11 protein-coding genes are annotated in these 12,666 nt (G+C 47.8%); 8 read left to right on the top strand and 3 right to left on the bottom strand.

Annotated features, from left to right (window positions below):
* Positions 1-84: 84 nt before the first annotated feature.
* Complete coding sequence (locus AC1S8V_RS29135; RefSeq protein WP_482074611.1) at positions 85-543, bottom strand: methyl-accepting chemotaxis protein; 459 nt, start codon at positions 541-543, stop codon at positions 85-87.
* 662 nt (positions 544-1,205) lie between these two features.
* On the opposite strand from AC1S8V_RS29135, the gene AC1S8V_RS29130 reads away from it, so the two are divergent.
* Positions 1,206-1,898, top strand: coding sequence for a Crp/Fnr family transcriptional regulator (locus tag AC1S8V_RS29130; protein ID WP_482071769.1), 693 nt, complete (start codon positions 1,206-1,208; stop codon positions 1,896-1,898).
* A gap of 133 nt (positions 1,899-2,031) precedes the next feature.
* Here AC1S8V_RS29130 and pepT read toward each other — a convergent pair whose 3' ends face one another.
* Complete coding sequence (pepT, locus tag AC1S8V_RS29125) at positions 2,032-3,270, bottom strand: peptidase T (protein WP_482071768.1); 1,239 nt, start codon at positions 3,268-3,270, stop codon at positions 2,032-2,034.
* A gap of 487 nt (positions 3,271-3,757) precedes the next feature.
* Between pepT and AC1S8V_RS29120 the strand changes: the two genes are divergently transcribed.
* Positions 3,758-3,871 carry a tautomerase family protein gene (locus AC1S8V_RS29120; protein ID WP_482071767.1) on the top strand — a complete coding sequence of 38 codons (114 nt, stop codon included), beginning with the start codon at positions 3,758-3,760 and terminating at the stop codon, positions 3,869-3,871.
* Positions 3,872-3,918: 47 nt separating this feature from the next.
* Positions 3,919-4,953 carry an NADH:flavin oxidoreductase/NADH oxidase gene (locus tag AC1S8V_RS29115; protein WP_482071766.1) on the top strand — a complete coding sequence of 345 codons (1,035 nt, stop codon included), beginning with the start codon at positions 3,919-3,921 and terminating at the stop codon, positions 4,951-4,953.
* A 306-nt stretch (positions 4,954-5,259) separates the two neighbouring features.
* Here AC1S8V_RS29115 and AC1S8V_RS29110 read toward each other — a convergent pair whose 3' ends face one another.
* A complete protein-coding gene (locus AC1S8V_RS29110) occupies positions 5,260-6,027 on the bottom strand; it encodes a class I SAM-dependent methyltransferase (protein ID WP_482071765.1) in 768 nt (255 codons plus the stop codon).
* A gap of 229 nt (positions 6,028-6,256) precedes the next feature.
* Between AC1S8V_RS29110 and AC1S8V_RS29105 the strand changes: the two genes are divergently transcribed.
* The 5 genes from AC1S8V_RS29105 (at position 6,257) to AC1S8V_RS29085 (ending at position 12,649) form a co-directional block, all read left to right on the top strand.
* On the top strand, positions 6,257-6,676 hold the full coding sequence (locus AC1S8V_RS29105; RefSeq protein WP_482071764.1) for an SRPBCC family protein: 420 nt from the start codon (positions 6,257-6,259) through the stop codon (positions 6,674-6,676).
* Positions 6,677-6,898: 222 nt separating this feature from the next.
* Complete coding sequence (locus AC1S8V_RS29100; RefSeq protein ID WP_482071763.1) at positions 6,899-8,245, top strand: cryptochrome/photolyase family protein; 1,347 nt, start codon at positions 6,899-6,901, stop codon at positions 8,243-8,245.
* A gap of 281 nt (positions 8,246-8,526) precedes the next feature.
* Positions 8,527-9,699, top strand: coding sequence for an acyltransferase (locus AC1S8V_RS29095; protein WP_482071762.1), 1,173 nt, complete (start codon positions 8,527-8,529; stop codon positions 9,697-9,699).
* Positions 9,700-10,081: 382 nt separating this feature from the next.
* The gene (locus tag AC1S8V_RS29090) at positions 10,082-11,722 is read left to right on the top strand and encodes an HNH endonuclease (RefSeq protein WP_482071761.1); all 1,641 of its coding nucleotides are present in this window, start codon (positions 10,082-10,084) and stop codon (positions 11,720-11,722) included.
* Between the two features lie 291 nt (positions 11,723-12,013).
* A complete protein-coding gene (locus AC1S8V_RS29085; RefSeq protein ID WP_482071760.1) occupies positions 12,014-12,649 on the top strand; it encodes a TVP38/TMEM64 family protein in 636 nt (211 codons plus the stop codon).
* Positions 12,650-12,666: the final 17 nt, after the last annotated feature.

Genomic DNA, 12,666 nt, shown 5'->3' with positions numbered 1-12,666 from the left:
TTGGGCAACCCGAGTCCTGTTTGTTACATATATATTTGGTGGCTCCTCGGACTAGCCGAAGATCATCTATAGATACATTGTGATTTAGTTTTTAATCGAGTAGCTAATCAGTTGTTCAGACAGAGCTTTCATTCGCTCGCCTGTTTCATTGAGTTTCTCAATCACATCCGTGAAGGAGGATACAAGCGTTGCTTGTTCCTGTGAAGAGGCAGCGATCTGGGACACTTCAACTTCCATCTGTTTGATCACCTGTTGTACATCTCTCAGACTGGTATCGATATCACTTGTGGCTTGTTTGGCATCCACAGAGAGCTTACGTACTTCGGATGCAACCACACCGAAGCCGGCACCAGCTTCACCAACACGGGCAGCTTCAATGGCAGCATTCAGGCCAAGCAAGTTCGTTTGTTCGGAGATTTCGCGAATGAACCCGGCTACCTTGTTGATTTGGGAAGAATTCTGAACAGCAAGTCGTGTGTTTTCCAGAATCTGCTCACTGGTGGCTTGCAATTCTTCGGCATGAGCCGCGACATGCTGCACCATATCAACGAGGTTACCATTGATGGTTTGATTTTCTTGTATAATGTCTTCGAGTTGGTTCTGATTAGATTGGTCATAAGATACACAGAAAACAGCAACAACTTTTTGGTTATCATCAAAGATCGGAATGTTCAAAATATCCAGTTCGATACCATAAACTTCCTTGGAGAGAGTAGAGAGAGTAGCTTCTCTTCCATTTTTTAAGATGGCAAAGTTTTGATACGATTCCAAGAGTGTCATTCCCTTTTCAAAACCAAGGTCAAACTTATCGGTGGTAATAACATCCAATACCTTTTCGTGATCATATACAGTTAAACTGGCTGGTTCTCTAAGGATCAATTTGATATAAGGCATTACTTTAAGCAGGGCATCTACTACGTTCATGGAAGAAGTCCATCCTTTCAATATTTGAATGTATTATATTAACGGTCTATGGAATGCTCTATCTTTCATCGGATAGAAATGGCTTTTCGTGAACGGCATTCTGTTAAAAGAATGAACATTTTATGATTAAATCTTAAAATATTTCCCATCTAAAATGATTTATTGGATATAAGTGTTAGTTGTAACTATTTTTATATCAAGATATTTGTACGGATGTATATCAAATATAGGACATGTGTCCTTTTGTGTACGTTATATAGGGCAACGGAGGGGGAGTCGATATGAAAGAAATCATGGACTTTGGACTTGTGCGTCAGCTCGCACGTGAGAATGGGTTGGAGCACGTGCTGGACGAGCCTGCACTCGCGGAGTTAAGACTGCTGGAGGCTGCCAAGGGCGAGTTGATCTGTGCCAAAGGTCAGCGCCCCGAACGATTGTATTTTCTCGTACAGGGTAAGCTCAAGATCTATACCACACTGCCTAACGGCAAGTCTCTGTTGCTCCGTTTCAGTACACCACTCGCGCTCGTGGGCGATCTGGAGCTGGTTAATGGCAAGGAGGCCAAGAATACGGTAGAGTCTGTGAGCAAAAGTCTGCTGCTTGGTATTAGCTATCGCTCTCTCCAGAATACGTATGCAGAGAATCCCAAATTTCTTCACTTCATGCTCAGTCAAGTTACGCACAAGTTGTACACCTTCTCCAACCTGTCCAGTCTGAATATGTTATATCCGGTAGAGAGCCGATTTGCCAGCTATCTGTTGTCCACAATGGACCCGAACGAGTCCTCATCGGAAGAGATTCAGACCTCCAAATTGACAGAACTGGCGGATATGCTGGGTACCAGCTACAGACATCTCAACAGGGTCATTCATGAGCTGTGTAATCGAAATATTATTCGCAAAGTGCAGCGAAAGCTTGTGATCTGTGATCTGGAACAGCTACGCGCCATCGCGGGAGGCAATATATATGAGTGATGGCTTTTAAAAATAAAGGCCAAGCCGATGTATCTATACGACACGACATAATAAAATACATTAAGGCACAACCAAGAGAGCACCCTCCGGAATATACCAGAGGGTGCTCTTGGTGCATCACGCTTCAAGCGAATTAGATATTGCCGCGTTGCTCAAACAATTGAGCGATCTCTACAATGACACGAGTTGCCTTAACCATATTGTCTACCGATACATATTCGAATTTGCCATGGTAGTTCTCACCGCCAGTGAATATATTCGGTGTTGGCATGCCCATATACGATAGCTGGGAACCGTCTGTGCCTCCTCGGATGGGGCGAATAACCGGTTCGATGTCCAGTCGGGTCATGGCTTCATGGGCAATGTCTACGATTTGACGTACCGGTTCGATTTTCTCACGCATGTTATAGTACTGGTCATTCAACTCTACAGTGATGCTTTTTTCTCCGTATTTGGTCTTCAGTTCGTTTGCGATATGGAGCAGATTCGTTTTGCGGTCTTCAAACTTCTCCCGGTCAAAATCACGAATGATATAGCTCATCTTCGTCAGCTCAACATCCCCCTCCATGGTCAACAGGTGGTAGAACCCATCATAACCATCTGTGAATTCGGGAGCTTCCTCTGCAGGCAGACGTCGATTCAATTCCATCGCGATTTTCAGAGAGTTCACCATTTTATCCTTTGCTGTTCCGGGATGCACATTGGTGCCTCGTACTGTAATTTTGGCGGCAGCTGCGTTAAAGCTCTCGTATTCCAGCTCGCCAAGGGGTCCGCCGTCGACCGTGTAAGCATATTTGGCTCCAAAAGCAGCTACGTCAAATTTGTGGGGTCCACGGCCAATCTCTTCATCCGGGGTAAATGCAACCCGAATCTTACCGTGTTTCACTTCCGGGTGCTCAATCAGATAGGCCATCGCCGTCATAATCTCGGCAATGCCAGCTTTATTGTCTGCCCCAAGCAGCGTTGTACCGTCCGTTGTAATCAGCGTGTGGCCTTTATATTCGTGGAGTTCCGGGAAATCCTTGTTGGACAGCACAACGTCCAGTTCCGAGTGCAGAACAATGTCACCACCGTCATAGTTATCGATAACCTGCGGTTTAACATCTTTACCTGTAAAGTCAGTCGCTGTATCAAGGTGAGCCAGAAAACCAATCACGGGAACATCCTTGTCAGTATTGGACGGTAATGTAGCCATGACATAACCGTTCTCATCCATTGTTACTTCCTGTAGACCAATGGAGTTACATTCTTCCACGAGCAGTTTGCCCAATTCCAACTGGCCGGATGTGGAAGGGCATGTCTCACTATTTTCATCGGATTGGGTATCCATCCGAACATAAGTACTCAGTCTTTGAATTAATATATCTTTCATCTATAATCTCTCCTTAGCTTGAGTAGTATATAAGTTGAACTACTTGTTTTACACTGATCCACTACGAGGCCAGAATAACCTTCTGATCGCTGTTATCCCCAGATTTTTTGATCCACTTTTACAAAGGTGAAAATCTGAGGATAGCGTATGCTTCCGATGCAGCTTTCTTTCAGAAAGCTTTTAGGCGAAGTGTATGCTTTCGAAGGAGCTTTCTTTCAGAAAGCTCTTAGCTCCGCTTCTCCAGGTCATTTCTGCCCTCTCCGTTATCGTGTAACCGTTAGTCACAACTTATGTGAATTGGGTATAGAATTCTTGCGTATCTCTATGGTTATCATATCATGTTTTGCAGTCATTTCCAGAATGGGGCAGAATCGAAATATGAGGATGACTAGGTATCAAAAAGGGTACCAAGGCACAAAAATGTACGTACTTGTGTTTCTATACGTCAGGTTCATAATAAATGATGAAGAAAGGATGTGTTCAAGACATGCCATTTATCACCGTTAAGGTACTGGAGGGCAAGACGACGGAGCAGAAACGTCAGTTGATTGAACGTATTTACGGCAAGAATGGGAAACTGTTTTCGGACTTGGACAAATAAGTAAGGCTTTATATATATCATGAAAATGGACTGGAGATGCAGCATAAATGAATGAGCAATTATTTTCCCCCTATCAATTTAAAAATTTGCAATTAAATAACCGTGTCGTCATGGCACCGATGTGCCAATATTCCGTGACGGCGAAAGATGGCATTCCAAACGATTGGCATCAAGTTCACTATGTGAGCCGTGCGGTTGGAGGCACAGGACTGATTGTCATCGAGATGACGGATGTGGACCCAGATGGCCGCATTACGGACAATGACTTGGGAATATGGTCAGATGAGCACATCCCTGCCTTCGCCAAACTGGTCGATGGAATGCATGCTTACGGCTCCAAAGTAGCTATTCAGATTGCACATGCGGGACGAAAAGCAGAGGATGCAGAGCAACCTGTTGCCCCATCGGTGGTCACATTCCCGGGAGAAAAGTACAAGGAACCTCGTGCTTTGAGTACGGAAGAGGTAGAAGCCATGGTACAGAAATTCGCAGACGGTGTTCGCCGCGCAGTACAGGCGGGAGTGGATGCCATTGAGCTGCATGGCGCACATGGGTACCTTATTCACCAGTTCCATTCTCCACTGATGAACCATCGCGAGGATGTATATGGGCAGGATCTGTCCCATTTCGGGGTTGAAGTCATTCGTGCTGTGAAAAAGGAAATGCCGGAAGGTATGCCGCTCATTTTGCGGATTTCGGCTGTAGAATACGCGGATGGTGGATATGACATCGAGCATGCGATTAAGATATCCCGTGCCTACCAGGACGCAGGCGTGGACATGTTCCATATCAGCTCAGGCGGTGAAGGGCCTTCCGGACAACGGAAACCTGGCAACTATCCAGGTTACCAATTGCCATTTGCCCGTCGTTTCCGTGAAGAATTGAACGTTCCTGTTATCGCAGTGGGGATGCTGGAGGATGCAGCTCTGGCTCAGGCAGTTATTGGCAACGGGGATGCGGACCTGGTTGCGGTTGGCAGAGGTATGCTGCGCGATCCCTATTGGGCGAACCATGCGGCTCTGGAAATGGGTGTCAGCAAGGATCAAGCCGCCATTGCAGAGCAGTATTCTCGTGGATACTAATTTGCACTAACATTTACACTTGCCACTCCGATGACAGAATAACCTTCCGATCGCTGTTATCCTCAGATTTTTTGATTCACTTTTTCAAAGGTGAAAATCTGAGGATAAAGGCGAAGTGTATGCTTTCGATGTAGCTTTCTTGCAGAAAGCTTGTAGCTCCGCTTCTTTAGGCTATTTCTGCCCTCTGCGTTCTCGTGTAAGTGTTATTGCAAATTTTATATAGTAAAATAGGCCACAGCAGGGGTTAACCTTATGCTGTGGCCTGATTTTGTATAGGGAGAAGCATATACGTCCAATTAATGATGACTAGGCTCTTCGAGTTGCCTCATAGACGAATTTTTGATTCGACTGCGTGGGTGGTTGATCCGGGTTAAAGTCTGCATATACTTTGATGTCGGAGAAGCCAATGTGTTCGAGAATTAGGCGTAACTCTTCTATGCCGTACCAACGCAAGTTGAGTTGTTGCATCTCGGTAGCAACAAGAGCGCCCTGATGCCATTGTTCATAGCGAATCAGACTCACTTTGTACTGGTGAAGAAGGTTCACTTCAATGGTTTTCACTTCTACTGTGATCGTATCACCATCGGGTAATGGTACGGTTGATGTTTCTACCGAAGAGGGCTGTGTCACATCGGGCAGAAACAGATCAAAAACGAGCTTGCCTCCAGGTTCCAGGTGTTGAAATAGATTACGCAATGCGTTAATCGACGCCTGTCTGTCTTGGATGAGGAGCAGAGAACCTCCGGGAATGATAATAGCTTCGTATCGATAAGGAAGATCAAGCTTCTCCAGATCGGCAACGAACAGCTCAGGCATGGCCAATGCCCGCTCCTTGCAACGAGAACGGCAGGAGTCGATCATATCTGTTGAGTAATCAAGGCCATCTACTTTCAGCCCAGCTTCAAGCAAAGGAATGAGCACTCGGCCAGAACCAGACATGGCTTCAAGGATACGTCCTTTGCAGCCTCGAAGGTAATGGCGATAGAATTCAATGTCTCCTCCCAAGGAGTGTCCCACGGGTTTCGTTAGATCATAAACGGCGGTGCATAATGGACCATAATAACGGAATGACATGGTATAGGTATCCCCCACATTTAAATGGAATTGATTGAAAACGTGGAAGGGAAGTCATTAAGATTATCCCTTCCGGTAACGGTTGGAATTGGATTTTTCAGAGCAGACTATCATAGGAATCACGCACCTTTTATGTAATATGTTCCAATTATATAATATACGAATCGGTTTGACATGTATCTTCAAAACTCAAACAAATGAATGATATATATCCAAGGAGGCGATACGAGTGGAATCATCATCAAGTGCATTACCGGATATCCGGCAGGAACTTTTGCTTCATGCACCTGTAGAGAAAGTGTGGGAGATGGTCTCGACAGCGCAAGGACTGGGAACCTGGTTCATGCCAGGGAATCTGGAACCCGTAGAAGGTCATGAATTTATATTGGAAGCAGGCCCCTTTGGTCAATCGCCTTGTCAGGTGACGGAGGTCCTTCCGCTACAGAAGTTATCATTTCGCTGGGGGAAAGACTGGACACTGACGTTCCAGCTGCTTGAACTGCTGGAGGGAACAGAGTTCACACTGATTCACAGCGGTTGGGATGCGGATAAACTGACTGAGTTTGGACAGGCTCACGCCATGGTGCGCGAACGTATGGAACAGGGATGGGCCGGGATTGTTCAGAAGCTTGCCCAAGTTGTTAAGTAAAATGAAGAAAACGTCGCTGGATGCAGGCTGAACAGTTCTGGAAAATCTAAGATCAGCCACAAAAATATTAAATTCAACTCCAGGTCGATCCACCCGTTCATTCGAAAGCTGCTCACATTGACACTGAATGAGGATCTGGGACATCAGCCGGAGCAGGAAACAAGCAGGTTATATCAGAACCTGACGAACCAATAAACGTGAGTTCAGGTAGGAGGGTGAGGCATGAAGCTATTCATACACCGTAAAGACTTGCGTACAGATGATCTGGCCGCGTTCGATTATTTGCGGGAACACCAAGAAGAGAGTGTGCATGTTCTCATCTATGATTCATTCCTCCTGCGGCAAGGCCGAGAGAAGGAACACAGCGGTGTGAATTTCAGGCAGCATGCAGCGGAATTAGGCAGACAGCATCTTGAAGCCAAACGAAAACTGCATGTTGCTTATGGCAAACCGGCTGAAGTGGTTGAATTCATCCTGAACGAATTCAAAGGTGAGATTGACGAGATTGTGGCCCATCGAGATATGACGCCCTATGCAATCGAGCGGGATAGGGCCATACGCAAAGTCAGTGAGGCAAGCGAGGTTACGTTCACACAACTGACGGATCATCTGCTGATGGATCTGAATGGATTTGCCCATTTTACAGGCAAGTCGGAGCCATATAAGGTATTTGCGGCTTTCCATCGGCGGTGGGTGGAATTCATGAATGAACATCCCAATCCTCCTTCGGCAACAACGGTTGCAGAGTTGAAAGTAAGTGATCGTCAGATTGAATGGCCGGATGCGATGAGGGTACCTCCAGAGTTGCTGGAGTCCAGTGGTTCGGATGATGAGGACCCGCATCTTCTGCTGGATCAATTCTTATCGGATCGAATTGCTGAATACGGTGATCATCGGGATGAATATGAGGCCTACGAACCAAGCCATCTCAGTTCTTACGTGGCTGTGGGGGCTGTATCCATTCGCAAAATGTATGATGCGGCGAGTCGCACCGCAGAAGCGGGGGAATGGATCAGGCAGTTGTGCTTTCGCGACTTCTATCTGTATCGAGCGGTCTATGAGAGTCACTATTTTACATATGAAAAGGTGTACGATCTCTCGGCTCTCCATGATGATCACTTTGAACGGTGGTGCAAGGCGGAGACAGGCATTCCGATTATTGATGCAGCGATGACGGAACTGAATGAAACTGGACATATGCCGAACCGTCTGCGGATTCTCACGGCGATGTTTCTCACCAAAAACCTGCAATGCCCATTCACCTTGGGCGAAGCCTATTTCAGGCGCAAGCTGCGTGACTATGACAATATTCAGAACCGCGGTAACTGGTTATGGTGTGCCTCCCTTGGTGAGAATGCAGCACCGTATTTTCGGGTGAACAATCCGGTAACACAATCCGAGAAATATGATCCGCAAGGTGATTATATTCGCAAGTGGTTGCCTGAATTGAAGGATCTGCATAGCAAGGACATCCATCAGCCGCGCAAGGATGCCATTGTTGATCTGAAGGCATCGAGACAGGCAGCTATTGACGTGTATAAACAGATTCTGGCGAGTCGTGGGAAGTAGACTCAGTCAGGGGCGGATTCATGCCCAAATCCAAATTTACCATTCTCATCCGGTTGATCCAACAATCATTTGGTTGAGAGCAGGATGATCCACAGACCGCGTACTCGCGGTCTTTTTTACATATATAGACATGAAAATAGTGTGAAATGTGTTGAAAATTTAGGAATTGTTAAGAAAATGGACTACCCATCTTAAGCATTATGGCTTTTAATAGAAAGAGAGCTTTATTGTATTAAGTCATATCTGACATATTGACGAACACATGAAGGAGAAACGTAAACATGAGTGAAACACTGAAAAGAGAGCGAATTCCAGAGCTGAATCTGGTGCGTGCCATGGCAATTATCGGTGTACTGTGCGTGCATTCCACGTCCTATGCGACGGTGGACATGACGGGTTCAGGCTACTACTGGCTGTACAACTTTATTAATATCTTTATGAAATATGGTACGCCAACCTTTATTTTTATGAGCAGTTTTGTACTGTTTTATAACTATTATTCCCGTCCCCTGGACAAGAAACTCGTAAGTAACTTTTACAAGAAAAGATTTGTATACATTTTGCTTCCGTATTTCCTGTTTTCATTGATGTATTTTGTTATCCTGCATTTCACGCATTATCAGGGCCGACCGTTCGGCGAATCTGCAGTAAGTTTTATTACGAAATTGTTTACGGGCAAAGCATATACGCATCTGTACTTTGTGTTTATTAACATGCAATTCTATCTGTTATTCCCATTGGTGTTATGGCTGCTCAAGAAGTATCCTTCCGTGGTGAAATGGTCTGTACCGATTGGATTATTGATTCAATGGGCATTCATCGTAAGTAATAAATATGGGTTCCAGGTACCCAATAAGGGAAGCTGGGCGTTTTCGTACTTTTCCTATTTCATGCTTGGGGCATTTATCGGGGTGTATTTCCCTAAAATCAAGCAATGGTTCGTTATCAGTCGGGCCAATGCAACCAAAGGGCGCGTAGCTTCATGGATTCTGCTCTGGGCGGTATGGATCATTGCCGGACTTGGCCATGTGTACATCTATTATCAGCTGCGTCTGAAGATCGCAACGTATAACACACTGTGGTATGAATTCTTCTGGAATGTGCATACCTTTGCTTGTGCGCTGGTGCTCATCCAGATCTCATATCTGCTCTATCGCAAAGGGCCATCGCTGATCGTCAAACCGCTGAATCGGCTTGGGGCACTGTCCTTTGGGATCTATCTGATTCATCCATTCTTCCTGCTGGTGTATCGGAATTATCCACCGCAAACAGGAGTATCGTGGTTAGTGCATCTGTGGTATGCCGGAGGATTCGGTGTAGCTCTGATCGCTTCGTGGATTGTCGTTGGATTGACGGCAAGATTTGTTCCATATGCATGGGTCATCTTTGGCAATCTGCCAAAACCCAAACCACGTCTGGTCCCACAACAGAACTCGGGCCAACTGGACGTTTGATAAGATGTATTTCCAACACAGGAATAATAAACCGTTTCTTGGTCGACCTTAGGGGAGAGCAGGGAGCGGTTTTTTCGTCTATACAGTTATGCTGGATGTGGGGAACGAGTGTTTCTTTTTCATGTATGAGGGGTAATCATAAGGCGGAACGATAATACATTATGGATAACAGGATTAAGGTGAATATAATGACAACATGCGAAAAATGCGGGAGACCGATGCAAGATATATTGGAATATGTGGAACACATTCTTCACGAATGCAGTGAACAGACACAGGAGTACAATTCGAAAGATTATCAGGCCTATGGCCATGAGGGTGTTCACGAGCAGATGTGATACAATAGAAAGAAACCGGATTCATTCGGAACCGAGGTGACAACATGGAGACGGGGCCAGCCCCTTTCCGGCAAGGAAAGACGGAACAAGAAACGCGATTGACCAAGACATGTATGTATTGCGGACAACAGCGGTCGATGTCCGAATTCCGGCGCAGAACCGGAAAGCGGGCAGGCCCCGGAGCCAGACGGGGAGCCTGTCGCAGCTGTCGCCAGCTCGGTGGACAGGCTGATTATGATACCGGTTCAAGCATGAACGGGCAAATGAATGAACGGATGGAGCGTCAACAGGATGGCTTGGAGACCCGTGAGGTTACTGACAGGCCGTCTGCCTCAGCGAAGAATGAACGAGAGCGGACTACTCATGTGAAGCAGGGATCTGCTTCCACGACTGAGCCGATGAGAAGTATAGATTCTTCGCCATTGGCAGAGTCATCTTCTGCAGAGGATGGACATCACGAACATGCTGACTTGGTGACTTCTTCAGGAACCTCTTCCTCGGGCAACCGGAAGAAGAGGAGAAGACGCCGGAAGAGCAAACGTGCAGAGATTCTCACGGGCAACGAGCAAGCGGAGACGAGCTTAGAGCGTGATGGCTTGGCAGGTGAGTTCTTGGTTGATGATCCACAGCCAGGCGAGCGCTGGCGTGGGGAAGGGCATTCGCAGGGCCGTGCTGCTGCGAATGATAAGGGCATTGCACAGCGGGCTGGCGCGCGAGCAGCCGCTGCAGATCAGGCCGCCGAGCAGACCGCGGCGGCCCAAGCTCTGCTGCCGGTTGAGCCGCAAGGCCAGGCAGCAGAGCCCATGGCTGCGGCTCAACCGACCGCAGCCAAGCGCAAGCGCAAGCGGCGCCGCAAGCGTGCTGCCGCGCTCGTGCCCGGCGCAGGGCAGGCCCGCAGCGTAGCTGCTGAGGCCCATGCGCCGGCCCTGAGCGACCGTGGCGATGCCACCACGGTCGCTGTACCTACGGCGGCGGAGGCACAGCCTGCCGCCACCGGGCGCGAGCCTCGGCAAGCGCTGGGGGCTGCTGCGGAGGCAGGGCCTCCTGCGCCCGTGCGCCAGCCTGGCTCGCCAGGGTCCAAGCCGCGCCAGGCGCGCAAGGAGCGTGCGCCCAAGGCGAGCGGCGAAGACGCTGCCCGTGGTACAACCGGGCAGCGTCCCGCGCATGCCAGCCGTAGTCACGCAGCTGGCATGGATGGCCGTCCCCGCCGCCAGACGCCGGCGACCCCGGTGGCCATCGACCCGGAAGATCCGGCTTCGCTCCGGACCAACCGACAAGGCATGGTACGGATGCGCGGCAAGACGGACAAGGGCAGACGTTGGCATCAGGAAGTGGACATGGAGCTTGCGGTCACGCTGGTGAAGGAAAAAGCGGCTGTGGTGGTCAATCGATACACGATTCGCCGATTGTTCAGCAACAAGGATTTCAAGCGGTATATTTTAACCCGGGATCACTACACCTGTTACTTCTGTGGATCGTATGGAGATACGATTGACCATCTGCTGCCGCGTGCCAAAGGTGGGCATACCACACCGCTCAACTGTGTCTGCGCCTGCAATCTGTGCAACCAGTCCAAAGCAGCGATGGATGCCGAAGAGTTCATGCGTTCAGGCATTCCGGAATGGAATGCTGCACATCAGGCGGAACTGATTGAGTTGGAAATGCAGGAGGCGCAGCTGGAATAAGGATAATATGCCCCCAAAGATGGAATCGGGGCTTCGATATGAAGAGCACATCAAGACCACAGAGGTCGAGGTGTGCTTTTTTTGATTCCGGTGGGAAGTCAGTTCGCTGTGCAATAATTTCTTCAAATTGACAACGATGTTCATCGAAGATGTACGTTATACTGGGAGGAAGATTGATTAAACGGATTCGACATTCGTCTGAATGATGAAGTTGCGTGTGGAATAACCAACACTAGAAAGTAGACTGTACAGATTGGATGGATGCAGATGACCCCCGCAGCATTGGACATTATGTCATATATTACGGAAGAAAATATTCGTTTCTGGCTGGAGAAGTTTCGCTCCTTGGGCCCGTTACCGGGAATTTTGCTTACATTTATGAAATCATTTGTACCGCCGCTTCCAACGCTGTTGATTGTGGGCGTGAACGGTGCGGTATACGGTCTGTGGGCAGGTTTTTTATATTCATGGATCGGCATGGTACTCGGTTGTACCGTTACGTTCCTGATCGTACGGGAGATCGGGAAATCCGCTTTTGTGGAACGATGGGCTCGCAAACCTCGTGTGCAACGCAGCATGGTATGGATTCGAAGGAATGCATTCAGTTATGTTTTTCTGCTGAGTATCTTCCCGGTAGGTCCGTTTGTCATTATTAATGTGGCAGCAGGTATCGCGCGAATGCGATTGTTATCCTTCCTGCTTGCGGTGGGCTGTGGTAAAGCAATCATGATCTTCTCTGTTACGTATATCGGTTCCAATGTGGAACAATTTCTGGAGCACCCTATACGCTGGGTAGGCGTATTACTGTTTATTGCGATATCCCTGTGGGCAAGCCGCAAACTGGAGCGACACTTTACCCGGTCATCGTCAGATCGCGAAGATGTAAATGATCTGAATCAACCCGTGGGAAAGTCCATTTCATCATAAATAAAGAATGATCAGTG

Source organism: Paenibacillus sp. B46(2026) (assembly GCF_056786355.1).
The sequence above is the reverse complement of the archived record's forward strand: the minus strand, read 5'-3'. Positions and strand labels throughout refer to the sequence as shown.

What these genes read in the sequence shown, in the direction of transcription:
- AC1S8V_RS29095 (WP_482071762.1), top strand. Translation starts at nt 8,527, where the DNA reads ATGAGTGAAACACTGAAAAGAGAGCGAATTCCAGAGCTGAATCTGGTG.
- AC1S8V_RS29110 (WP_482071765.1), bottom strand. Translation starts at nt 6,027, where the DNA reads ATGTCATTCCGTTATTATGGTCCATTATGCACCGCCGTTTATGATCTA.
- AC1S8V_RS29115 (WP_482071766.1), top strand. Translation starts at nt 3,919, where the DNA reads ATGAATGAGCAATTATTTTCCCCCTATCAATTTAAAAATTTGCAATTA.
- AC1S8V_RS29085 (WP_482071760.1), top strand. Translation starts at nt 12,014, where the DNA reads ATGTCATATATTACGGAAGAAAATATTCGTTTCTGGCTGGAGAAGTTT.
- AC1S8V_RS29120 (WP_482071767.1), top strand. Translation starts at nt 3,758, where the DNA reads ATGCCATTTATCACCGTTAAGGTACTGGAGGGCAAGACGACGGAGCAG.
- AC1S8V_RS29135 (WP_482074611.1), bottom strand. Translation starts at nt 543, where the DNA reads ATGGTGCAGCATGTCGCGGCTCATGCCGAAGAATTGCAAGCCACCAGT.
- AC1S8V_RS29100 (WP_482071763.1), top strand. Translation starts at nt 6,899, where the DNA reads ATGAAGCTATTCATACACCGTAAAGACTTGCGTACAGATGATCTGGCC.
- AC1S8V_RS29090 (WP_482071761.1), top strand. Translation starts at nt 10,082, where the DNA reads ATGGAGACGGGGCCAGCCCCTTTCCGGCAAGGAAAGACGGAACAAGAA.
- AC1S8V_RS29130 (WP_482071769.1), top strand. Translation starts at nt 1,206, where the DNA reads ATGAAAGAAATCATGGACTTTGGACTTGTGCGTCAGCTCGCACGTGAG.
- pepT (WP_482071768.1), bottom strand. Translation starts at nt 3,270, where the DNA reads ATGAAAGATATATTAATTCAAAGACTGAGTACTTATGTTCGGATGGAT.